25 protein-coding genes are annotated in these 19,390 nt (G+C 65.8%); 4 read left to right on the top strand and 21 right to left on the bottom strand.

What is annotated here, in order from left to right; all coding sequences use genetic code 11:
- Positions 1–65: 65 nt before the first annotated feature.
- The 3 genes from DI605_RS17415 (at position 66) to DI605_RS17405 (ending at position 4,047) form a co-directional block, all read left to right on the top strand.
- Positions 66–887: a creatininase family protein gene (locus tag DI605_RS17415; protein ID WP_293976389.1), complete on the top strand. Its 822-nt coding sequence runs from the start codon at positions 66–68 to the stop codon at positions 885–887.
- Complete coding sequence (thiL, locus tag DI605_RS17410) at positions 887–1,816, top strand: thiamine-phosphate kinase (RefSeq protein ID WP_293976387.1); 930 nt, start codon at positions 887–889, stop codon at positions 1,814–1,816. Before DI605_RS17415 ends, thiL begins: the two co-directional genes overlap by 1 nt.
- Positions 1,817–1,914: 98 nt before the next feature.
- The gene (locus DI605_RS17405; RefSeq protein ID WP_293976385.1) at positions 1,915–4,047 is read left to right on the top strand and encodes a sodium-translocating pyrophosphatase; all 2,133 of its coding nucleotides are present in this window, start codon (positions 1,915–1,917) and stop codon (positions 4,045–4,047) included.
- Positions 4,048–4,162: 115 nt separating this feature from the next.
- Here DI605_RS17405 and DI605_RS17400 read toward each other — a convergent pair whose 3' ends face one another.
- From DI605_RS17400 to rpsM, 5 genes are all read right to left on the bottom strand, one after another.
- On the bottom strand, positions 4,163–6,292 hold the full coding sequence (locus tag DI605_RS17400) for a prolyl oligopeptidase family serine peptidase (RefSeq protein ID WP_293976383.1): 2,130 nt from the start codon (positions 6,290–6,292) through the stop codon (positions 4,163–4,165).
- A gap of 195 nt (positions 6,293–6,487) precedes the next feature.
- Complete coding sequence (gene rplQ, locus DI605_RS17395) at positions 6,488–6,901, bottom strand: 50S ribosomal protein L17 (RefSeq protein WP_293976381.1); 414 nt, start codon at positions 6,899–6,901, stop codon at positions 6,488–6,490.
- A 202-nt stretch (positions 6,902–7,103) separates the two neighbouring features.
- The gene (locus DI605_RS17390; RefSeq protein ID WP_293976379.1) at positions 7,104–8,168 is read right to left on the bottom strand and encodes a DNA-directed RNA polymerase subunit alpha; all 1,065 of its coding nucleotides are present in this window, start codon (positions 8,166–8,168) and stop codon (positions 7,104–7,106) included.
- Positions 8,169–8,250: 82 nt separating this feature from the next.
- On the bottom strand, positions 8,251–8,640 hold the full coding sequence (rpsK, locus tag DI605_RS17385; RefSeq protein ID WP_171743335.1) for a 30S ribosomal protein S11: 390 nt from the start codon (positions 8,638–8,640) through the stop codon (positions 8,251–8,253).
- 105 nt (positions 8,641–8,745) lie between these two features.
- Positions 8,746–9,114 (bottom strand): 30S ribosomal protein S13, encoded by a 369-nt coding sequence (rpsM, locus tag DI605_RS17380; RefSeq protein ID WP_015458329.1) that lies wholly within the window; start codon positions 9,112–9,114, stop codon positions 8,746–8,748.
- A 230-nt stretch (positions 9,115–9,344) separates the two neighbouring features.
- On the opposite strand from rpsM, the gene DI605_RS17375 reads away from it, so the two are divergent.
- Complete coding sequence (locus DI605_RS17375) at positions 9,345–10,379, top strand: PAS domain-containing methyl-accepting chemotaxis protein (RefSeq protein WP_293976373.1); 1,035 nt, start codon at positions 9,345–9,347, stop codon at positions 10,377–10,379.
- Positions 10,380–10,391: 12 nt separating this feature from the next.
- Here DI605_RS17375 and DI605_RS17370 read toward each other — a convergent pair whose 3' ends face one another.
- From DI605_RS17370 to rplP, 16 genes are all read right to left on the bottom strand, one after another.
- On the bottom strand, positions 10,392–11,063 hold the full coding sequence (locus DI605_RS17370; RefSeq protein ID WP_293976371.1) for an adenylate kinase: 672 nt from the start codon (positions 11,061–11,063) through the stop codon (positions 10,392–10,394).
- A complete protein-coding gene (secY, locus tag DI605_RS17365; RefSeq protein ID WP_293976369.1) occupies positions 11,060–12,421 on the bottom strand; it encodes a preprotein translocase subunit SecY in 1,362 nt (453 codons plus the stop codon). Before secY ends, DI605_RS17370 begins: the two co-directional genes overlap by 4 nt.
- Before the next feature lie 106 nt (positions 12,422–12,527).
- A complete protein-coding gene (gene rplO, locus DI605_RS17360; RefSeq protein ID WP_293976367.1) occupies positions 12,528–13,058 on the bottom strand; it encodes a 50S ribosomal protein L15 in 531 nt (176 codons plus the stop codon).
- Between the two features lie 98 nt (positions 13,059–13,156).
- On the bottom strand, positions 13,157–14,338 hold the full coding sequence (locus DI605_RS17355) for an acyltransferase family protein (protein ID WP_293976365.1): 1,182 nt from the start codon (positions 14,336–14,338) through the stop codon (positions 13,157–13,159).
- 250 nt (positions 14,339–14,588) lie between these two features.
- The gene (rpmD, locus tag DI605_RS17350; protein WP_293976363.1) at positions 14,589–14,765 is read right to left on the bottom strand and encodes a 50S ribosomal protein L30; all 177 of its coding nucleotides are present in this window, start codon (positions 14,763–14,765) and stop codon (positions 14,589–14,591) included.
- A gap of 5 nt (positions 14,766–14,770) precedes the next feature.
- Positions 14,771–15,487 (bottom strand): 30S ribosomal protein S5, encoded by a 717-nt coding sequence (rpsE, locus tag DI605_RS17345; RefSeq protein ID WP_293976361.1) that lies wholly within the window; start codon positions 15,485–15,487, stop codon positions 14,771–14,773.
- Positions 15,488–15,844, bottom strand: coding sequence for a 50S ribosomal protein L18 (gene rplR / locus DI605_RS17340; RefSeq protein WP_293976359.1), 357 nt, complete (start codon positions 15,842–15,844; stop codon positions 15,488–15,490). It lies immediately after the preceding gene.
- On the bottom strand, positions 15,844–16,377 hold the full coding sequence (gene rplF / locus DI605_RS17335; RefSeq protein WP_293976357.1) for a 50S ribosomal protein L6: 534 nt from the start codon (positions 16,375–16,377) through the stop codon (positions 15,844–15,846). The genes rplR and rplF overlap by 1 nt, the downstream gene beginning before the upstream one ends.
- Positions 16,377–16,772, bottom strand: coding sequence for a 30S ribosomal protein S8 (gene rpsH / locus DI605_RS17330; protein WP_293976355.1), 396 nt, complete (start codon positions 16,770–16,772; stop codon positions 16,377–16,379). Before rpsH ends, rplF begins: the two co-directional genes overlap by 1 nt.
- A gap of 11 nt (positions 16,773–16,783) precedes the next feature.
- Positions 16,784–17,089, bottom strand: coding sequence for a 30S ribosomal protein S14 (rpsN, locus tag DI605_RS17325; RefSeq protein ID WP_293976353.1), 306 nt, complete (start codon positions 17,087–17,089; stop codon positions 16,784–16,786).
- 47 nt (positions 17,090–17,136) lie between these two features.
- On the bottom strand, positions 17,137–17,724 hold the full coding sequence (rplE, locus tag DI605_RS17320) for a 50S ribosomal protein L5 (protein ID WP_293976351.1): 588 nt from the start codon (positions 17,722–17,724) through the stop codon (positions 17,137–17,139).
- Positions 17,717–18,034: a 50S ribosomal protein L24 gene (rplX, locus tag DI605_RS17315; RefSeq protein WP_293976349.1), complete on the bottom strand. Its 318-nt coding sequence runs from the start codon at positions 18,032–18,034 to the stop codon at positions 17,717–17,719. The genes rplE and rplX overlap by 8 nt, the downstream gene beginning before the upstream one ends.
- Positions 18,034–18,405, bottom strand: coding sequence for a 50S ribosomal protein L14 (gene rplN / locus DI605_RS17310; RefSeq protein WP_171743349.1), 372 nt, complete (start codon positions 18,403–18,405; stop codon positions 18,034–18,036). Before rplN ends, rplX begins: the two co-directional genes overlap by 1 nt.
- A gap of 15 nt (positions 18,406–18,420) precedes the next feature.
- Positions 18,421–18,681, bottom strand: coding sequence for a 30S ribosomal protein S17 (rpsQ, locus tag DI605_RS17305; RefSeq protein WP_293976347.1), 261 nt, complete (start codon positions 18,679–18,681; stop codon positions 18,421–18,423).
- A gap of 11 nt (positions 18,682–18,692) precedes the next feature.
- Positions 18,693–18,896: a 50S ribosomal protein L29 gene (rpmC, locus tag DI605_RS17300; protein ID WP_171743351.1), complete on the bottom strand. Its 204-nt coding sequence runs from the start codon at positions 18,894–18,896 to the stop codon at positions 18,693–18,695.
- 1 nt (position 18,897) lies between these two features.
- Positions 18,898–19,329, bottom strand: a complete 432-nt coding sequence (gene rplP / locus DI605_RS17295) for a 50S ribosomal protein L16 (RefSeq protein ID WP_293976345.1) — start codon at positions 19,327–19,329, stop codon at positions 18,898–18,900.
- Positions 19,330–19,390: the final 61 nt, after the last annotated feature.

Below are 19,390 nucleotides of genomic sequence, written 5' to 3'. Positions count from 1 at the left end.
CACGGCAATTGCTCCCCCGACCGCCCGGTCCTAGGATTTCGCCATATCGCAGAGAGGATGTCATCATGCCCTGGACCAGGATCCTGAAGAAGGGAGCGGCGATCTTCGCCATGGCGCTCGTGGCCGGGCCGGCCGCCGCCGCCGGGAAGCCCGCCGCACTCGAACAACTGACGACCGTGGAGCTGAAGGAAAGACTGGAGACGGGCTGCCCCGTCGCCCTGCTCTACAATGGGGGGGTCGAGGAAAGCGGACCGCACCTCGCGCTCGGCAAGCATAATCTGCGCATCTACCAATATGGCGCGCAGCTGGCGCAGGCGATCGGGGATGCGATCCTGCTGCCGGTGATGCCCTTCTCGCCCAACGACGCCGCCCGCATGGCCTTTGCCGGCACGGTCAGCCTGCGGCCCGAAACATGGGTGGCCGTGAACGAGGATGTCGCGCGCAGCCTGATCGGCGGCGGCTTCCGCCGAGTGGCGATCCTCACCGATCATGGCGACGGCATGCCCCAGCTGCGCGATATGGTGGAGCGGCTGGACAAGGAATATCGGCCCAGGGGCGCACGCGTCTTCTTCGTGGAGGATGCCTATACGAAGGCACGCCAGCAGATAGAGGCGGAGATCAAGGCTTCGGGCAAGGTGCCGGGCGGCCATGGCGGCCTGTGGGACACGGCCGAGACGATGGCGGCCGATCCCGGCCTCGTCCGCCCCGGCCTGATGGCGCCCGGCACGCTGACGAACGACGGCAACGGGCCGATCGACGCGCACGGCATTTCGGGCGATCCGCGCGGCGCCACGGTGGCGATGGGCCGCCGCTTCGGCGCGATCCGCGTGAAGCTGGCAGCGGAACAGTTGCGCCAGCAGCTGGCCGACGCCGGCGCCTGCCATTGATGGCCGTGTCCGACGAAGGCGCCTTCATCGCTGCGCTGCGCGGGCTGGCCCGGGATCCGGCCGCCCGCGCGCTGGTGGACGATGCGGCCGTGTTGCCGATGGGCGATCACGCGCTGGTGCTCACGCATGACATGATCGTGGAGGGCATTCATTATCTGCCCGGCGATCCGCCCGAAGACGTGGCCTGGAAGCTGGTCGCGGTGAATCTTTCGGATCTCGCCGCAAAGGGCGCGCGGCCGCTGGGCGTGCTGCTCGGTTATCCGCTGGGCGGCGAGGCCTGGGATCTCAGCTTCGTCAAAGGCCTGCGCACCGTGCTGGATCATTTCGACGCGGCCCTGCTGGGGGGTGACACGGTTTCCGCCCCCGAAGGTGCGCCGCGCATGATGGGACTCACCGCCATCGGGGAGGCGCCGCAGACGGGCGCGCCATCACGGGCGGGCGCACAGGCGGACGATGTGCTGTACGTCACCGGCGCGATCGGGGCGGCGGGGCTTGGCCTCGCGGTGGCGCAGGGGCGGCGGGATGGGCCGGCCGGCGCGCTCGCCGCCTATCGCCGCCCCACGCCCCGGCTCGCGGAGGGGCGCACGCTCGCGCCACATGTCCATGCGATGATGGATGTGTCGGACGGGCTTTTCATCGATGCGCTGCGCATGGCCCAGGCCAGCGGTCTGGGCGTCACGATCGATCTGGATGCCGTGCCCCTCGCCGAAGGCTGCGATGCCGATCAGGCCGGGCGGATCGCCGCCGCCAGCGCGGGCGACGATTATGAGCTGCTGTTCGCAGCACCCGATGGGCTGGACATCGCGCTGCCGGGCGGCCTGCCGATCACCGCGATCGGCCGCTTCCAGGCGGACGAAGGCTTCGTCCTGATCGACGCGCTCGGCCCGGTCGAGCGCCCTCTGCGGCTGGGCTACGAACATGGCGGATAGGCTCCGATCGCGCGGCTTGCCCAACGCCCTGCCGCTGTTCATACTCCCGCCCAGAGCGGGCGCCACGCAGCGACCTGCCGCATAGGAGAGGACATCGCATGGCAATAGTCCAGCTTGCGATCGCGTGTGGCGCACTGGCCGTGATCTACGGCCTCGTCACGAGCGGTCAGGTTCTGAAGCTGCCCGCCGGCAACGCCCGGATGCAGGATATCGCCGCCGCCGTTCAGGAAGGCGCCCGCGCCTATCTCGCCCGCCAATATACGACGATCGCGATCGTCGGCTTCGTAATGGTCGTGCTGGTCTTCTTCCTGCTCGGGAAGATATCGGCGATCGGCTTCCTGATCGGGGCACTCCTGTCCGGCGCGACCGGCTTCGTCGGCATGAACATATCCGTGAAGGCGAACGTGCGCACGGCGGAAGCCGCGCGCAGCAGCCTGCAGGCGGGCCTCACCACCGCTTTCCGCTCGGGCGCGATCACCGGCATGCTGGTGGCGGGGCTGGGCCTGCTCGCCATTTCTGTCTTCTTCTGGGCGCTCATCGGCCCCGGCGGCCATGCGCCCACGGATCGCATCGTCATCAATGCGCTGGTGGCATTGTCCTTCGGCGCCTCGCTCATCTCCATCTTCGCGCGGCTGGGCGGCGGCATCTTCACCAAGGCGGCCGATGTGGGCGCCGATCTGGTGGGCAAGGTGGAAGCCGGCATTCCCGAGGATGATCCGCGCAACCCCGCCGTGATCGCCGACAATGTCGGCGACAATGTCGGCGATTGCGCCGGCATGGCGGCCGACCTGTTCGAAACCTATGTCGTCACGCTCGGCGTCACGATGGTCTCGATCGCGCTGTTCGTGAAGGGGCCGGAGGCGCTGGCGCTGATGAGCCTGCCCCTGCTGGTGGGCGGGGTGTGCATCATCACCTCGATCATCGGCACCTATATGGTCCGCCTGGGATCGGGATCGATCATGGGCGCGCTCTACAAGGGCTTCTGGACCTCCGCGATCCTCGCCGTGCCCGCCATCTATGTGGCCAGCTATTATGCGCTGGGCGATCTCAATGCCCCGATCGGCGGCCCCGCCGAGGCGGCCGGCCCGGGAACGCCGGCCGCCGTCGCCGCGCAGACCGGCTTCACGGGCATGAGCCTGTTCTGGTGCATGATGATCGGCCTTGCGGTGACGGGCGCGCTCGTGTGGATCACCGAATATTATACGGGCACCAATTATCGCCCGGTGAAATCGATCGCGCAGGCCAGCGTAACGGGCCATGGCACCAACGTGATCCAGGGGCTGGCGATCAGCCTGGAATCCACGGCACTCCCCACGATCGTGATCGTGATCGCCGTGATCGCCGCCTATCAACTGGCCGGCGTGATCGGCATCGCTTTCGGGGCTACATCGATGCTGGCGCTCGCAGGCATGGTGGTGGCGCTGGATGCCTATGGCCCCGTGACCGACAATGCCGGCGGCATTGCCGAAATGGCGGGCCTCGAAGACAGCGTGCGCGAGAAGACGGATGCGCTGGATGCGGTGGGCAACACCACCAAGGCCGTGACCAAGGGCTATGCGATCGGATCGGCGGCGTTGGCGGCGCTCGTTCTGTTCGGCGCCTATACGGCGGATCTGAAGGAATATTTCCCCGATCTCGCCGTCGATTTCTCGCTCTCCAATCCGTACGTGATCGTCGGCCTGCTGCTCGGCGCGCTGCTGCCCTTCGTGTTCGGCGCCTTCGGCATGACGGCGGTCGGCCGGGCGGCGGGATCGGTGGTGGAGGATGTGCGCGACCAGTTCCGCTCCAATCCCGGCATCATGGAAGGGACCAGCCGCCCCGATTATGCGCGCACCGTGGATCTCGTGACGAAGGCGGCGATCCGCGAGATGATCGTGCCCAGCCTTCTGCCTGTGCTGGCGCCGGTGGTGGTCTATTTCGTGATCCGCTGGGTGGCCGGTCCCGCCAACGGCTTCGCCTCACTGGGCGCCCTGCTGCTGGGCGTGATCGTCTCCGGCCTGTTCGTCGCCATCTCGATGACGTCGGGCGGCGGCGCGTGGGACAATGCCAAGAAATATATCGAGGACGGCAATCATGGCGGCAAGGGATCGGAGGCGCACAAGGCTGCCGTGACCGGCGATACGGTGGGCGATCCCTACAAGGATACGGCCGGACCCGCCGTGAACCCGATGATCAAGATCACCAACATCGTGGCCCTGCTCTTGCTCGCCGCGCTGGCCGCGCACGGCTGACGGATCGATCAACCCGCCCGTTCGTCCTGGGCGAGGCCGAAGACCGGGCTGGGGGCGTCACCGCCCTCGGCGCCTGCTCCGACCCGCCTGGGACGAACGGAAAGGGCGCTGGCGCTCATCTGGGCGGCGCCATCCCCGTCCAGTAGGCGGCGAAGGCCAGAATATCGGCATATTCCTCGATCGCCTTGGACGTCGGCTTGCCGGAGCCGTGGCCCGCGCGGGTCTCGATGCGGATGAGGTGCGGCTTCGGCCCGATCTCCGCCGCCTGCAGCGCTGCCGCATATTTGAAGCTGTGCGCCGGCACGACGCGATCGTCCGTATCGGCGGTGGTGACGAGGATGGCGGGATAGGCCGCCCCGTTCCGGATCGTGTGATAGGGCGAATAGGTGAGGTTGTAGGCGAGTTCATCCGCCTTGGCCGGATCGCCATAGTCGCCCGTCCAGAAGCGGCCCGCCGTCCAGTTGGTGAAGCGCGCCATGTCCATCACGCCGACCTGCGGGATCGCCGCCGCGAACAGATCCGGCCGCTGATTGGTCACCGCCCCCACCAGCAGCCCGCCGTTCGAGCCGCCGTTGATGACGAGCCTGTCCTTTCGCGTGATCCCGGTGGAGACGAGATATTCGGCCGCGGCGATGAAATCGTCGAACACATTCTGCTTGTGCAGGAGCTTGCCGGCATCGTGCCAGGCCTTCCCATATTCGCCGCCGCCGCGCAGATTCGCCACCGCGATCACGCCGCCCATCTCCATCCAGTCGAGCCACGCGACCGAGAAGGCCGGCAGCACCGGGATGTTGAAGCCGCCATAGCCATAGAGCAGCGTCGAGGCGCCGGCCGACAGATCCAGGCCCCTCCGGTGCGCGACGAACATGGGCACGCGCGTCCCGTCCTTCGAGGTGTTGAAGACCTGGGTCACCTCATACTGGCCGGGATCGAACGGCGCCTGGGGCGCCTTGAAGACGGTCGATGCGTTGGCCACCGCATCATAGCGATAGATGGTCGCCGGCCGGTTGTAGCTGGCGAAGCTGTAATAAGTGACGGGGGCGTCCTCATCCTCGGCGAAGCCCGCGGCGGTGCCGATGCCGGGAAGCGCGACCATGCCCTGCGTCGTCCCATCCAGCGCAAAGCGCCGCACCACGCTCTTGGCATCCTCCATCGTGACGACGAGGAAACGGCCGCCGACGATCGAGGCGGAATCAATCGTGCCCGCCCCTTCGGCGATCAGCGGGCTGGCCTCCGGATGCCCGGGCGCCGTACCGTCGAGCGAAACGATCCGCTTGCGCGGCGCGCCTTCGGTCGTCACCACGAACAGCCTGTCCCCCGCCGTGCCCGCCACCTGCAGCTCATGATCGCCATAGGGGATCAGGATGCGGGGCGTGGCTCCGGCTTTCGCCAGATCGAGCGCGACCAGTTCGGTTTTCACATCATCCTCGGTCGAGAGGATCGTGAGCCAGCGGCCATCGGCGCTGACATGGAGGCTGTGCGTCAGCTTCGGCCGATCCGGCGTCGCATAGACGAGGCTGTCGGCCGACTGGGGCGTACCGACCTTGTGGAAATAGATGCGCTGATCGAGCGTGCCGGACGTATAGAGATGCTCGCCTTCCGGCTTGGCATAACGGCCATAGAAAAAGCCCGAACCATCGCCCTTCCAGCTGATGTTCGTATATTTACCCCATTCGACGGCATCGGGCAGCAGCTTGCCGCTGGCGACATCCACCACATGGAAGGTACGCCAGTCCGTGCCGCCTTCCTGCACGCCATAGGCCACGTAGCGGCCATCCGGCGACGCATCCCATTCGGCCAGTGCCGTCGCGCCATCCTGCGACCAGGGATTGGGATCGATCAGGACGCGGGGCGCGCCGGCCCCATCCTGCACATACAGGACATACTGATTCTGGAGGCCGCTGTTCCGCCGGTAGAAGAGCCGCTCGCCGCGCCGCTGGGGCACGGCGAACTTTTCGAAATTCCACAGCTGGGTAAGACGCGCCTTGATCGCATCGCGGCCGGGCAGCGTGGCGAGATAGGCTTCGGTAAACCGGCTCTGCCCATCCACCCAGGCGCGAACCTTCGCATCCGTGCGCACATCGCCTTCCAGCCAGCGATAGGGATCGGGAATGGAGAGGCCGAAGGGATGCTCCACCGTCGTGCCCCGCTCCGTCGCGGGATAGGGCGCCGCCGTCTGCGGCGGGGTGGCAGGGGCGGCGGTGGAAAGCAGGGCCATGGAAAACAACACCGAACGAAAGGTCATGGAAAGCCTCGAAAGCCTGATTGCGTCAGGCTGAATCAGCCTGAAACGGGAATCAAGCCACCGGCGCCGCGAAAAGGCGCCATCCCAGGCCCGCGCCAGGGCAGAGCGCCCCGAGAACCGCGCCCGAAACGAAAAAAGGGCCGGAGGCTTTCGCCCCCGGCCCTTCATTCATTGTGGCCCAAACGAGCCGGGCGATCAGGCCGCTTCGTCAAGCAGCTCGACCGGGCCCGAATCCTGGCCCTTGGCCGAAACGTCACGGTCGACGAACTCGATCACGGCCATGGCGGCGGCGTCCGAGCCGCGCGTGCCGGCCTTGATGATGCGGGTATAGCCGCCGTTGCGGGTCGCGTAGCGCGAGGCCAGCACGTCGAACAGCTTCACCAGCTGGGCATCGTCCATCAGGCGCGCATGCGCGAGACGACGGTTGGAGAGGCCGCCCTTCTTGGCCAGCGTCACCAGCTTCTCGACATAGGGGCGAAGCTCCTTCGCCTTGGCGAGCGTGGTGATAATCTGCTCATGCTTGATGAGCGCGGCCGACTGATTGCGGAACAGGGCCGCACGATGAGACGCGGTGCGCTGAAGCTTACGACCGCCGACGCGATGACGCATAGTAACTTTCCTTCTCGTTCGTCAGGGGCCCGTATCAGGTAACCCCAGCCAGGCGGCGACGTGGACCGCCCTGTCTTAACGTCGCCCCGGCGGAGGCCGGGACCCATGTTCCTCTCTCCAGATCGTGCCGCCCGGAAGCGACAGACATGGATCCCGGCCTCCGCCGGGCGGACGGGAAGGCGGCATCACGCCGCCCGCCGCATCAGAATTCCTGTTCGAGCTTCTTGGCCATTTCCTCGATATTCTCGGGCGGCCAGCCGGGGATTTCCATGCCCAGACGGAGCCCCATCGTGGCGAGGACTTCCTTGATCTCGTTGAGCGACTTGCGGCCGAAATTCGGCGTGCGCAGCATCTCTGCCTCGGTCTTCTGAACCAGATCGCCGATATAGATGATGTTGTCGTTCTTGAGGCAGTTGGCCGAGCGGACCGAAAGCTCCAGCTCGTCCACCTTCTTGAGGAGGAAGCGGTTGAGCTGGTTCGAGCCGACCTCGGGTTCCGCCACGCCGCCGAGCGGGGCCAGCGGGTGGGCCGCGACCGGCGCGGAGACGGCCATGCCCTCGTCGAAGTGGACGAACAGCTGAAGCTGATCCTGCAGGATGCGCGCGGAATAAGCGAGCGCGTCCTCCGGAGTCACCGTGCCATCGGTTTCGACGGTGATGGTGAGCTTGTCGTAATCCAGCTCCTGGCCGACGCGCGTATTCTCGACCTTGTACGCCACCTGGCGGACCGGCGAGTAGAGCGCATCGATCGGGATCAGGCCGATTGGCGCATCGGCCGGGCGGTTGGCGGCGGCCGGGACATAGCCCTTACCGATATGAACCGTGAGCTCCATGTTGAGCGAGGCGCCCTCGTCCAGATGGCAGATCACGAGATCCTTGTTCATCACCTCGATGTCGCCCGACGTGGCGATATCGCCCGCGGTCACTTCGGCGGGGCCGGTGGCCGAAAGCTGGAGGCGCTTCGGGCCTTCGCCCTGCATGCGCAGCGCGACCTGCTTCACGTTCAGGACGATGTCCGTCACGTCCTCGCGCACGCCGGCGAGGCTCGAGAATTCGTGCAGCACGTTCTCGATTTTGATCGCGGTCACGGCAGCACCCTGCAGCGACGACAGCAGCACGCGACGCAGCGCATTGCCGAGCGTGAGGCCGAAGCCGCGCTCCAGCGGCTCGGCGACGAAGGTGGCGCGGCTCTTCGAGCCACCGCCGGCCTTGCGCTCGAGGCCCATCGGCTTCTTCAGTTCCTGCCAATTCTTGGCGTTGACGGCCATGGTGTTCCCCTTGGGGTTTGAGCCGCGACGCGTCCGCCGCGACCATAAAAGCGTGCCGGCCCCGGGAAGGGCCGGCGGACGATCAGACGCGGCGGCGCTTGGACGGGCGAACGCCGTTGTGCGGGATCGACGTCACGTCACGGATGGACGTGATGTGGAAGCCGACAGCCTGCAGCGCGCGCAGGGCCGATTCGCGGCCCGAACCGGGACCCTTCACCTCGACCTCGAGGGTACGGACGCCATGTTCCGCCGCCTTCTTGCCGGCGTCTTCCGCCGCGACCTGCGCGGCATATGGCGTCGACTTGCGGCTGCCCTTGAAGCCCATCATGCCGGCGGACGACCACGAAATGGCGTTGCCCTGGGCATCGGTGATGGTGATCATCGTGTTGTTGAAGCTGGCATTCACGTGGGCCACGCCCGCCGTGATGTTCTTGCGCTCGCGCCGCTTGATGCGCTGTGGTTCGCGTGCCATCGAAATTGTCCTGACCTGAATTCTGTGGTGGACGGAGGGGGCTCTCTGCGAGGCCTCGCCTCCGGCGGAGAAGAAGTGGAAAAACCGCCTCCCGGACGGTTTTTATTACTTCTTCTTCCCTGCGATCGGCTTGGCCTTGCCCTTGCGGGTGCGCGCATTGGTATGCGTGCGCTGGCCGCGGACCGGCAGGCCCTTGCGATGGCGCAGGCCGCGATAGCAGGCGAGATCCATCAGGCGCTTGATGTTCATCGCCACCTGGCGGCGGAGATCGCCTTCCACGGTGTAGCCGGCGTCGATCGTCTCGCGGATCTGCAGGACTTCCTGATCGGACAGGTCCTGAACGCGGCGAGCCGGCTCGATGCCCAGCTTGGCGGTGATTTCCTTGGCCTTGGCCGGGCCAATGCCGTGGATGTAGGTCAGCGCGATTTCGACGCGCTTGTTGGTCGGGATATTCACACCCGCGATACGTGCCATGGTCTTTCTGTCTCCTGCTCCACGGGGCGGTTGGCGGGCCGCCCCATCTCGACGCTTCGAACCCACAAACAGGAAAATCGCGGCGCACGCGCAAGCGCCGCCGGAAACCGGTTTGATGGGAAAGGGGCCACTACGGGATCGCCGCCGAGTCTGTCAAGCAGCGCAAGGACAGCGTTAACGCGGCTCTAAGCCTCTTATGCCATATCGGGCAGACAAGAAACCGGAGATGGATGATGGGCTGTGTTCAGCCTCGCCCTGATGAGCTGATCGAGCGGGATCTGGCGAGCGCGCTGATCGCCGAATCTGTGGTCCTGCTTCTGGATCGCGACGATCGGGTAACAGACGCAAGCCCCGGCTTCCTCGCCGCCTTCGGCTACACGCTGGAAGAGCTGCGCGGCATGCCCCATGCCGCGTTGTGCGCGCCCGGCGATCTGGCATCCCAAAGCTTTCAGAATCGCTGGGCGCGGCTCCGCGAGGGCGGCCGGGACAGCGGCGCCTATGTGCGCTTGACGGCAAGCGGCGCCGAGCGCTGGCTGCGCGGGACCTATATTTCGCTGCGGCACGAGGACGGACCGGCCGGCATCGCCCTGATCGCCGAAGACGTGACCGAGGAACAGCGGCTTGCTGCGGCCGCGGAAAGCCGGCTGGCCGCGATCGATCGATCGCAGCTCATCATCGAATATGATCTCGAAGGCCGGGTGACCGACGTCAACGCCAACTATCTGGCCGCCACGGGCTATACCCACAAGGAACTGATCGGGCGGCATCATACCCTTCTCTGCCCGCCCGGCGCGGCCGCGAGCGCCGACTATCGCGCGCTCTGGCAGAAGCTTTCGCGCGGCGAACGCGCCGGGGGCGAGGTCCGCCGGCTGGGGCGCGACGGGCGCACGATCTGGCTTCAGGCGGTCTACAATCCCATCCTCGACGCGCGCGGCCGCACCGTGCGCATCGTGGGCTTCGCCACCGATGTCACCGAACAGAAGTTCCGACAGAATCGCGAGGCGGACGCGCAGACGCGGCTGATCGAGGAAAGCGACGCCCGCCGCGACCAGCTTCAAGCGATGGTCGACGAGGTGCGCGAAATCGTGGGGATGGTGGAAAGCATCGCGCGCCAGACCAACCTGCTGGCCCTGAACGCCACGATCGAGGCCGCGCGGGCCGGACCGGCAGGCCTCGGCTTCGCCGTGGTCGCTCAGGAAGTGAAGCGGCTGGCGCAAAACACCCGCTCGGCGACGGAGCGCGCCTCCGCCCTCCTCGCCCGATAGCGGGGAGAAGGATCAGGCCGGCGTGCCGACCGTCTCCTCACCCAGGATGCGATCGATCGATGCCGTCACATCCTCGATATCGGCCATGCCATCGACACGGGTCACCAGGCCCTTCGCCTCGTAATAAGGCAGGATCGGCGCCGTCTTCGCGCGATATTCGGCCAGGCGCGTTCGCACCGTTTCGGCATTGTCATCCGGCCGGCGCTTGAATTCGGTGGAGCCGCACACGTCGCACACGCCGGCCGTCTTCGGCAGCTTGTAGCGATCATGATAGCCTTCGTTGCACCTGGCACAGGTATAGCGGCCGGAGATGCGATCCACGAGCGCATCCTCGTCCACGTCCAGCTCGATCACATGATCCAGCTTCAGGCCGCGCTCCGAAAGCAGGGCATCCAGCGATTCGGCCTGGGCCTGCGTGCGGGGATAGCCATCGAAGATGAAGCCGGTGGCCTGGGATTCGCCGTCCAGCCGATCCGCGATCAGCTTCGTCACGATCTCGTCGGACACGAGGCCGCCGGATTTCATGATCGCCTCGGCCTGCTTGCCCACTTCGCTGCCGGCCTTGACGGCGGCGCGGAGCATATCTCCGGTCGAGAGCTGCACATAGCCGTACTTGCTCGTCAACAACTGGGCCTGCGTGCCCTTTCCCGCCCCCGGAGGCCCCAGCAGGATCAGAAGCTTCATCTACGCATTCCTCCCTTCAGGCGCGCCTTCTTGATGAGGTCGCCATATTGATGCGCGAGCAGGTGGCTCTGGATCTGGGTCACGGTATCGATGGTCACATTGACCACGATCAGGAGGCTCGTGCCCCCGAAACCGACCAGATGCCGCGGCATGAAGATTTCCGGCACCACGCAAATGAGCGTGAGATATGCCGCACCGATCACCGTGATGCGAGTGAGCACATAGTCCAAGTAGACTTCCGTGTTCTTGCCTGGGCGGATGCCGGGGATGAAGCCGCCATAGCGCTTCAGATTGTCCGCCGTTTCCTCCGGATTGAACACGACCGCGGTGTAGAAGAAGGAGAAGAAGATGATGCCGGCCGCGTAGAGCACGAAATAGAGCGGCGTATCCTGGCCGATCACCTGATTGACGGTGATTAGGAAATCGCCCCAGCGGCTCTCGCCCGAAATGCGGTTGCCGGCGAACTGCGTGATCGTCAGCGGCAGCGCGAGCAGTGACGAGGCGAAGATCGGCGGAATCACGTTGGCCGTGTTGATCTTCAGCGGCAGGTGGCTCTTGTCCGCCTGCATCATGCCGCGCGCCGTCTGACGCTTCGGATACTGGATCAGCACACGGCGCTGCGCACGCTCCATGAAGCAGATGAGCAGGATCAGCGCGATGATGAAGGCGAAGCCCGCCAGCACCATCAGCGGCGAGGAAGCGCCCGTGCGCGCTTGTTCGAAGGCGGTGGCGATCGTCGTGGGCAGCTGCGCCACGATACCGGCCATGATGATGAGCGAGACGCCGTTGCCGATGCCCCGGCTGGTGATCTGCTCTCCCAGCCACATCAGGAACATCGTGCCGCCGACGAGCGTGATGACGGTCGTCACGCGGAACAGGATCGGATCGACGACGACCGCCGTCTGCCCGGCCGAATCACCCCAGGCCGAAAGGCCCACGGCGATGAAATAGCCCTGGATGGCGGTGAGCAGCACCGTGCCGTAGCGCGTATACTGGTTCAGCTTCTTGCGCCCGCTTTCGCCTTCCTTCTTGATGGCAGCAAGCTGCGGGCTGAGCGATGTCGCAAGCTGCACGACGATCGATGCGGTGATGTAGGGCATCACGCCCAGCGCCACGATCGACATGCGCGTCAGCGCGCCGCCCGTGAAGGTGTTGAAGAAATCCATGACGCCGCCCTTCGTCGTATCGAAGAGCGTGGCGAGCGCGCGCGGATCGATGCCCGGCAGCGGCACATAGGAAAGCAGGCGGAACACGACGAGCGCGCCCAGCGTGAACCAGATGCGCTTCTTGAGCTCGGTGGCCTTGGCGAACTGCGAGAGGCTCGCGTTCGACGCCAGTTGTTCGGCTGCGGATGCCATGGAGAACTATCGAACCTTCAGAAATGACAGGAGCGGCGAGGCGAAAGATCCGCCTGCGCCGCTCCCATATAGTGCCCGATCGGCCAAAGCCACACCGGCCAGAGAATCAGGCGCGCGCGGCCTTCTTGGCGGCGAGCGTCTTGCCCTTCTTCGCGGCGGCCTTCTCGGCGGCGGGAACGACTTCGATCACCTCGACCGAGCCGCCAGCGGCCTCGATCGCCTCGCGCGCGGACTTCGACACGCCGGCAACCTTGAAGGAGAGCTTCGCCGAAAGGCTGCCCTTGGCGAGAATGCGAACGCCATCCTTGCCGCCGCGGGCGACGCCGGCGGCCTTCAGCGCGGCATGATCGATCGTGCCGGCGGTGGCGAGCGTGCCCGCATCGACCAGCTTCTGGATCGCGCCCAGGTTCACCTCGGCATAGTCCTTGGCGAAGATGTTGTTGAAGCCGCGCTTCGGCAGCCGCATGTGGAGCGGCATCTGGCCGCCCTCGAAACCGGCGATCGACACGCCCTCACGGCTCTTCTGGCCCTTCTGGCCGCGACCGGCGGTCTTGCCCACGCCCGAGCCGATGCCGCGGCCCACGCGGACGCGGCTCTTGCGCGCGCCCTTATTGTCGGTGATCTGATTCAGTTTCATGTGTGTGCACTCGCTTTCGCTATGGTCGCGCGGATTTGGAAGCGGGCGCCGATAGCGGGTCCGCGCCCCTTTGCCAAGCCATAACCGGCCAGGCCCGGTCAGCCCCGGTCGCGGGGCAGCACGATCGTGCGCGCCAGCCACTTGCCGAACATCCGTGTCAGAAGCTCCACCGGCTCGAACAGGATCGCCGCCACGATCGCCGCCGCGACGGAGGCGGATGCGATCGTGGCGGCCATGCGCTGATCGAGCGCGGCGCCGCCGCCGAAGTGAACGATCATCCCAGAGGTGAAGGAGATCAGGACCGCGAAATGGACGAGATAGAGAGGGAAGGAGATGTGACCGAGGAAGCGCGAAACCCGCGTGGAGAAGAAGGACACCGCCCACGGATTGACGAAGACGGCCGCCAGCAACGCCACCTCCAGCATCACATAGAAGCGCTCGCCCCGCAGGCGCGACGCATACATGGCCGCCAACAGCGCGACGATCGCGATGCCGCTCAGCGCCGGCATCCACCGCCACCGTCGGATACGCCCGATCATTCCCTGCCGCCGGGCCGAGGCGAAGAACAGGCCGGCCACGAAGCCGGCATAATAGCAGGCGACACCACTGGAGAGCAGCAGCAGGCCAAGGATGACGAGGATGACGGCTCGATACCGGAGCCAATCCCACAGTGAGAGCAATATGAAGATGAGGATCGAGCCCATCATCTCCACCGACATCGTCCACAGGAAAGGGACGATCTGCCCGGTCGCGGGATCGCCGACATAGACGCCGATCAGCGCATATTGGAGGCAGGTCAGCAGCGAGATCGGCTGCGACACGAACGTGCCGAGCCAATCCTCGCGATGGACGAGCCCGGCCGCCTCGTGCGCAAAGATCAGCCCACTCTGCTGGAGTATCCAGACGAGCAAGGCCGCAGCGAAGATCGGGATGGAGAGACGCGAATGCCGCTTCACCGCCAGCGACGCCACCGCGCGCATCCCCCCGCCCGCGAAGAAGGATGCGCTCAGCGCCTCACCGGACAGGATGAAGAAGATCCCCACCGCATAGCGGCCGTTGAACGTCTCCGTCAGGGGATTGCGGAACGCAGGATAGAGCATCCCGAACGTTTCGTAAAACATGTGATAGATGACGACAGCCAGCGCGGCCCAGCCGCGTATCCCGTCAATCTCGTGCAGGCGATCCGCCCTGGCGGCCCCCTCGCGGCCGGGCGCATCAAACGCCGCCGCGTCCAGCGAGCGAAGCCATCGCGCTGCGACGCCCGTGCCCACCTCGCTCACGCAGGCCCCGCCCCATGGCGTTTCCAGCCCGACGCGCGCGGAACCTGCCTCAACACCTCACCCCCAAGAAAAGGGGCCTCGCGGGCGTCGGCAACGGACGCGCCCGACGCGTCCCCTTCCGGGCGAGCAGGCCCCATGCCGCCAAGCCCTCCATGCGGGATCATGCCGTGAAAGAAAACACCCGGACATGCGAAGGGCGCCGCACGATCCTCTCGTGGGGCGCCCTTGCGAAAGCAGTTCGGACCGGAGCTTAGCCCTCGACCTTCACCATATGCTGCACCTTCTTGATCATACCGCGCACCTCGGGGGTGTCGGTCAGTTCGCTGGTGCGATGCATCTTGTTGAGACCGAGGCCGATCAGCGTCGCGCGCTGATCCTTGGTCCGGCGGATGGGCGAACCCGTCTGCGTCACCTTGATGGTTGCCATGTCGCTCACTCCACCACGGCCGCGGCGTCGGCTTCGGCAACCTCGACAGAGGCTCCGCCGCGACGCAGCAGGTCGGCGATCTTCTTGCCGCGACGCTGGGCCACCGAGCGCGGGCTCGTCTGGTCCTTGAGCGCCTCGAAGGTCGCGCGGATCATGTTGTAGGGGTTGCTGGTGCCGACCGACTTGGTCACCACGTCATGCACGCCCAGGCTCTCGAACACGGCGCGCATCGGACCGCCGGCGATGATGCCGGTGCCGGCCGGTGCCGTGCGAACGGTGACGCGGCCCGCACCGAAATGGCCGAGGCCATCATGGTGCAGAGTGCGGCCATCCTTCAGCGCGACGCGGATCATCGCCTTCTTGGCAGACGCGGTCGCCTTCGAAATGGCTTCCGGCACTTCGCGCGCCTTGCCATGACCGAAGCCAACGCGGCCGGCGCCATCGCCCACGACGACCAGCGCCGCGAAACCGAAGCGCTTGCCGCCCTTCACCGTCTTCGAGACGCGGTTGATGTGAACCAGCTTCTCGACCAGTTCCTCACCGCCCTCTTCACGATTATTATCGCGACGGTTGCGATCGTTGCGGCCACGACCATCGCGGTTGTTGCCGCCACCGGGGCCACGGCCACGGCCGCCACGGGGGCCACGGCCCTCGCGCTGCGGCGCATCGCCGGCGGGTGCAGTCGCCTCGACGGCGACCTCGTTCTGAACTTCGTCAGCCATTTAGAACTCCAATCCGCCTTCGCGGGCGGCGTCGGCGAGTGCCTTCACCCGGCCGTGGAAGAGGAAACCACCGCGATCGAACACCACCTTGGTGACGCCGGCAGCAGCCGCACGCTCGGCGACCCGCTTGCCCACGCCCTCGGCAGCACCGAGATTCGCGCCGGACACGTCGCGCGCATCCTTTTCGAGGGTCGACGCGGAGGCGACGGTCTTGCCCGCCGCGTCGTCGATCACCTGCGCATAGATGTGACGGCCAGAGCGATGCACCGAAAGGCGCGGGCGCAGCGAGCCCTTGGCCTTCAGCGCGGTACGGACACGGCGCCGGCGGCGCTCGAAGAGAGAGAGACCCTTGGCCATTACTTCTTCTTCCCTTCCTTCCGGAAGATGAACTCACCGGCGTACTTGATGCCCTTGCCCTTATAGGGCTCCGGCTTGCGCCAGCGGCGGATCTCGGCGGCGACCTGGCCGACCTTCTGCTTGTCGATGCCCGAGATGTTGATCGTCGTCTGATCCGGAGTGGCGATCGTGATGCCCTCCGGGATCGCGTAATCGACATCGTGGCTGTAGCCGAGCTGGAGCTTCAGGTTCTTGCCCTGAACGTTCGCGCGGTAGCCGACGCCGGTGATCAGGAGCTGCTTCGAAAAGCCTTCCGTCACGCCGGTGATCAGGTTCTGCACGAGCGTGCGCTGCATGCCCCAGAAGGAGCGGGCGCGCTTGGTCTCGTTCGCCGGCTGCACCGAAATGCCGCCATCGACCATCTCATAGCTGATCTCGTCGGCCTTCGGGATCGTCAGGGTGCCCTTGGGGCCCTTGACCGAAACTTCCTTGCCTTCGAGGCTGGCGGTCACGCCGGCCGGAACCGGAACAGGACGCTTACCGATGCGGCTCATCAGAACACCTCCGCGAGCACTTCGCCGCCGACATTCTGGTCGCGCGCTTCCGCGTCGGACAGAACTCCCTTCGGCGTCGAGACGATGACCATGCCGAGGCCGTTGCGAACGCGCGGCAGGCTCTGCGAACCCGAATAGACGCGGCGGCCCGGCTTCGAGACACGCGCGACATGCTGGATCGCGGGCTGGCCCTCGAAATATTTCAGCTCGATGCGCAGGCCGGGATGCTCGCCCAGCTGCTCTTCGGAATAGCCACGGATATAGCCTTCGCGCTGAAGCACATCGAGCACGCGGGCGCGCAGCTTCGACGCCGGCGAAAGGACCGAATCCTTGCGCGCACGCTGGCCATTGCGGATGCGGGTGAGCAGATCACCCAGGGGATCGTTGATCGACATTCTGCGGACCCTTACCAGCTCGACTTGACGACGCCGGGGATCATGCCCCGCGTGGCAAGCTGACGCAGCATGACGCGGCCGAGCTTGAACTTGCGATAGACGCCGCGCGGACGCCCGGTGACCTCGCAGCGATTGCGCACGCGGGTCGGATTGCCGTTACGCGGAATCTCGGCCAGCTTGAGGCGGGCGATCAGGCGCTCCGTCTCATCCTTGGATTCGTCGTCCGCGATCGCCTTCAGCCGGGCATATTTGCCCGCATACTGCTTCACGAGCTTCTTGCGACGCTCGTTCTTGTTGATCGAACTCAGTTTCGCCATCGACTTAAGTCCTTAGAGCCGCGGGCCTGGCCCACGGCGGGAAACAATTACGCCGCCTTCTTCGCTTCGGTCTGGGGCAGCGGGAACGGGAAGCCGAACAGGCGGAGAAGCTCGCGAGCCTCCTCGTCGGTCCGGGCGCTGGTCTGGACGATCACGTCCATGCCGCGGATATTGTCGACCTTGTCGTAGCTGATCTCCGGGAAGATCAGCTGCTCCTTGAGGCCGGTCGCATAATTGCCACGGCCGTCGAACGACTTGTCGCTCAGGCCGCGGAAGTCGCGGACGCGCGGCAGCGCGATCGTGACGAAGCGGTCGAGGAATTCGTACATACGCTCGCGGCGCAGCGTGACCTTGCAGCCGATCGGCATGCCTTCACGCAGCTTGAACTGCGCGATCGACTTCTTCGCCTTGGTGACAACGGCCTTCTGGCCGGCGATCAGCGTCATCTCGCTGGCCGCCTGCTCGACCTTCTTCTTGTCCTGCGTCGCCTCGCCGACACCCATGTTCAGCACGATCTTCTCGAGCTTGGGCACCTGCATCGGGTTGGTGTAGCCGAACTTCTCCGTCATCGCCTTGACGATCTTGTCGTCATAGAGCTTGTGAAGACGGGGTTTCACATTCTTGGCCTCAGCCATCGATCTTCTCCCCGGTCTTGACGGCCACGCGGACCTTCTTGCCGTCCTGGGTCTCGAAACGGACGCGCGTCGGCTTGCCGTCGGCGGTCGCGATCGCGACCTTGGACACATGCATCGGCGCTTCACGACGCTCCAGGCCACCCTGCGGGTTTTCCTGGCTCGGCTTGCGGTGACGGGTCGCGACGTTGACGCCCGACACGATAACCTTGGCTTCCTTCGGGAAGGCCTTGGTCACTTCGCCGGTGCGGCCCTTGTCCTTGCCGGACAGGACGACGACGCGGTCACCCTTCTTGATCTTGGCAGCGGCCATCACAGCACCTCGGGCGCAAGCGAAATGATCTTCATGTGCCCCGCGGCGCGCAGCTCGCGCACGACCGGCCCGAAGATGCGGGTGCCGATCGGCTCCCCGCTATTCTTGTTGATGAGAACGGCGGCATTGCCGTCGAAGCGGATGGTCGAGCCGTCGGCGCGATTGATGTCCTTCGCGGTGCGGACGATCACGGCACGGTGAACGTCGCCCTTCTTGACCTTCGCACGCGGAGCCGCCTCCTTGATGGAAACGACGATCACGTCGCCGACCGAAGCGAAACGACGCTTCGAGCCGCCCAGCACCTTGATGCACTGGACGCGCTTGGCGCCCGAATTGTCAGCGACGTCCAGGTTGGACTGCATCTGAATCATGGGTCAGTCCTTCCTTTACGCGTGGTTCGGGGTGGCGTGGGTGTCCACGGCGCCGACAACAGTCCAGGTCTTCAGCTTGGAGATCGGCTTGCATTCCTCGATGCGAACCGTCTGGCCTTCCTTGTACGTGTTGCCCTCGTCATGGGCATGATACTTCTTCGACCGCTTGATGATCTTGCCGTAGAGCGGGTGCTTCACCCGGCGCTCCACGAGCACGACGATCGTCTTGTCGGTCTTGTCGGACACCACAGTGCCCGTCAGCACGCGCTTCGGCATCGTGTGGCTCCTTACTTGGCAGCCGAGCGGGTGCGCTCGGTCTGCAGCGTCTTGATCTGCGCGATCGTCCGGCGAACTTCCTTCACCCGGCTCGGCTTTTCGAGCTGGTTGGTGGCCGCCTGAAAGCGCAGGTTGAACTGCTCGCGCTTCAGCTCGGAGAGCTGGGTCGAGAGCTGGTCGTCGGTCGCGACCTTGAGATCCGAAATCTTCGCCATGTTACGCGGCCTCGTGCACGGACTCGCCCAGGCGGGCGACGACCTTGGTCTTGATCGGCAGCTTTTCCATCGCGCGCTCAAAGGCGACGCGGGCGAGCGGGCCGGGAACGCCGTCCAGCTCGAAAAGGATGCGGCCGGGCTTCACGCGGGCGGCCCAGAATTCGGGCGCGCCCTTACCGGAACCCATGCGGACTTCGGCGGGCTTCGACGAAACCGGCACGTCCGGGAAGATGCGGATCCAGAGACGACCCTGGCGCTTGATGTGACGCGTGATCGCGCGGCGGGCCGCCTCGATCTGGCGGGCCGTGATGCGATCCGGCTCCATGGCCTTCAGGCCGAAGGCGCCGAAATTGAGCGCGGTTCCGCCCTTGGCGTCGCCGTGGATGCGGCCCTTGTGGGCCTTGCGGAACTTGGTGCGCTTCGGTTGCAGCATGTTCTCTAACCTTCAAACACCGCCCGGCTTGCGGGCGGCCGATAAGGCGGCAGGGCGATTA

The sequence above is a fragment of the Sphingomonas sp. genome, assembly GCF_003248515.1.
Classification (GTDB): Bacteria; Pseudomonadota; Alphaproteobacteria; order Sphingomonadales; family Sphingomonadaceae; genus Sphingomonas_I.
The sequence above is the reverse complement of the archived record's forward strand: the minus strand, read 5'-3'. Positions and strand labels throughout refer to the sequence as shown.

What these genes read in the sequence shown, in the direction of transcription:
- DI605_RS17415 (WP_293976389.1), top strand. Translation starts at nt 66, where the DNA reads ATGCCCTGGACCAGGATCCTGAAGAAGGGAGCGGCGATCTTCGCCATG.
- thiL (WP_293976387.1), top strand. Translation starts at nt 887, where the DNA reads ATGGCCGTGTCCGACGAAGGCGCCTTCATCGCTGCGCTGCGCGGGCTG.
- DI605_RS17405 (WP_293976385.1), top strand. Translation starts at nt 1,915, where the DNA reads ATGGCAATAGTCCAGCTTGCGATCGCGTGTGGCGCACTGGCCGTGATC.
- DI605_RS17400 (WP_293976383.1), bottom strand. Translation starts at nt 6,292, where the DNA reads ATGACCTTTCGTTCGGTGTTGTTTTCCATGGCCCTGCTTTCCACCGCC.
- rplQ (WP_293976381.1), bottom strand. Translation starts at nt 6,901, where the DNA reads ATGCGTCATCGCGTCGGCGGTCGTAAGCTTCAGCGCACCGCGTCTCAT.
- DI605_RS17390 (WP_293976379.1), bottom strand. Translation starts at nt 8,168, where the DNA reads ATGGCCGTCAACGCCAAGAATTGGCAGGAACTGAAGAAGCCGATGGGC.
- rpsK (WP_171743335.1), bottom strand. Translation starts at nt 8,640, where the DNA reads ATGGCACGCGAACCACAGCGCATCAAGCGGCGCGAGCGCAAGAACATC.
- rpsM (WP_015458329.1), bottom strand. Translation starts at nt 9,114, where the DNA reads ATGGCACGTATCGCGGGTGTGAATATCCCGACCAACAAGCGCGTCGAA.
- DI605_RS17375 (WP_293976373.1), top strand. Translation starts at nt 9,345, where the DNA reads ATGATGGGCTGTGTTCAGCCTCGCCCTGATGAGCTGATCGAGCGGGAT.
- DI605_RS17370 (WP_293976371.1), bottom strand. Translation starts at nt 11,063, where the DNA reads ATGAAGCTTCTGATCCTGCTGGGGCCTCCGGGGGCGGGAAAGGGCACG.
- secY (WP_293976369.1), bottom strand. Translation starts at nt 12,421, where the DNA reads ATGGCATCCGCAGCCGAACAACTGGCGTCGAACGCGAGCCTCTCGCAG.
- rplO (WP_293976367.1), bottom strand. Translation starts at nt 13,058, where the DNA reads ATGAAACTGAATCAGATCACCGACAATAAGGGCGCGCGCAAGAGCCGC.
- rpmD (WP_293976363.1), bottom strand. Translation starts at nt 14,765, where the DNA reads ATGGCAACCATCAAGGTGACGCAGACGGGTTCGCCCATCCGCCGGACC.
- rpsE (WP_293976361.1), bottom strand. Translation starts at nt 15,487, where the DNA reads ATGGCTGACGAAGTTCAGAACGAGGTCGCCGTCGAGGCGACTGCACCC.
- rplR (WP_293976359.1), bottom strand. Translation starts at nt 15,844, where the DNA reads ATGGCCAAGGGTCTCTCTCTCTTCGAGCGCCGCCGGCGCCGTGTCCGT.
- rplF (WP_293976357.1), bottom strand. Translation starts at nt 16,377, where the DNA reads ATGAGCCGCATCGGTAAGCGTCCTGTTCCGGTTCCGGCCGGCGTGACC.
- rpsH (WP_293976355.1), bottom strand. Translation starts at nt 16,772, where the DNA reads ATGTCGATCAACGATCCCCTGGGTGATCTGCTCACCCGCATCCGCAAT.
- rpsN (WP_293976353.1), bottom strand. Translation starts at nt 17,089, where the DNA reads ATGGCGAAACTGAGTTCGATCAACAAGAACGAGCGTCGCAAGAAGCTC.
- rplE (WP_293976351.1), bottom strand. Translation starts at nt 17,724, where the DNA reads ATGGCTGAGGCCAAGAATGTGAAACCCCGTCTTCACAAGCTCTATGAC.
- rplX (WP_293976349.1), bottom strand. Translation starts at nt 18,034, where the DNA reads ATGGCCGCTGCCAAGATCAAGAAGGGTGACCGCGTCGTCGTCCTGTCC.
- rplN (WP_171743349.1), bottom strand. Translation starts at nt 18,405, where the DNA reads ATGATTCAGATGCAGTCCAACCTGGACGTCGCTGACAATTCGGGCGCC.
- rpsQ (WP_293976347.1), bottom strand. Translation starts at nt 18,681, where the DNA reads ATGCCGAAGCGCGTGCTGACGGGCACTGTGGTGTCCGACAAGACCGAC.
- rpmC (WP_171743351.1), bottom strand. Translation starts at nt 18,896, where the DNA reads ATGGCGAAGATTTCGGATCTCAAGGTCGCGACCGACGACCAGCTCTCG.
- rplP (WP_293976345.1), bottom strand. Translation starts at nt 19,329, where the DNA reads ATGCTGCAACCGAAGCGCACCAAGTTCCGCAAGGCCCACAAGGGCCGC.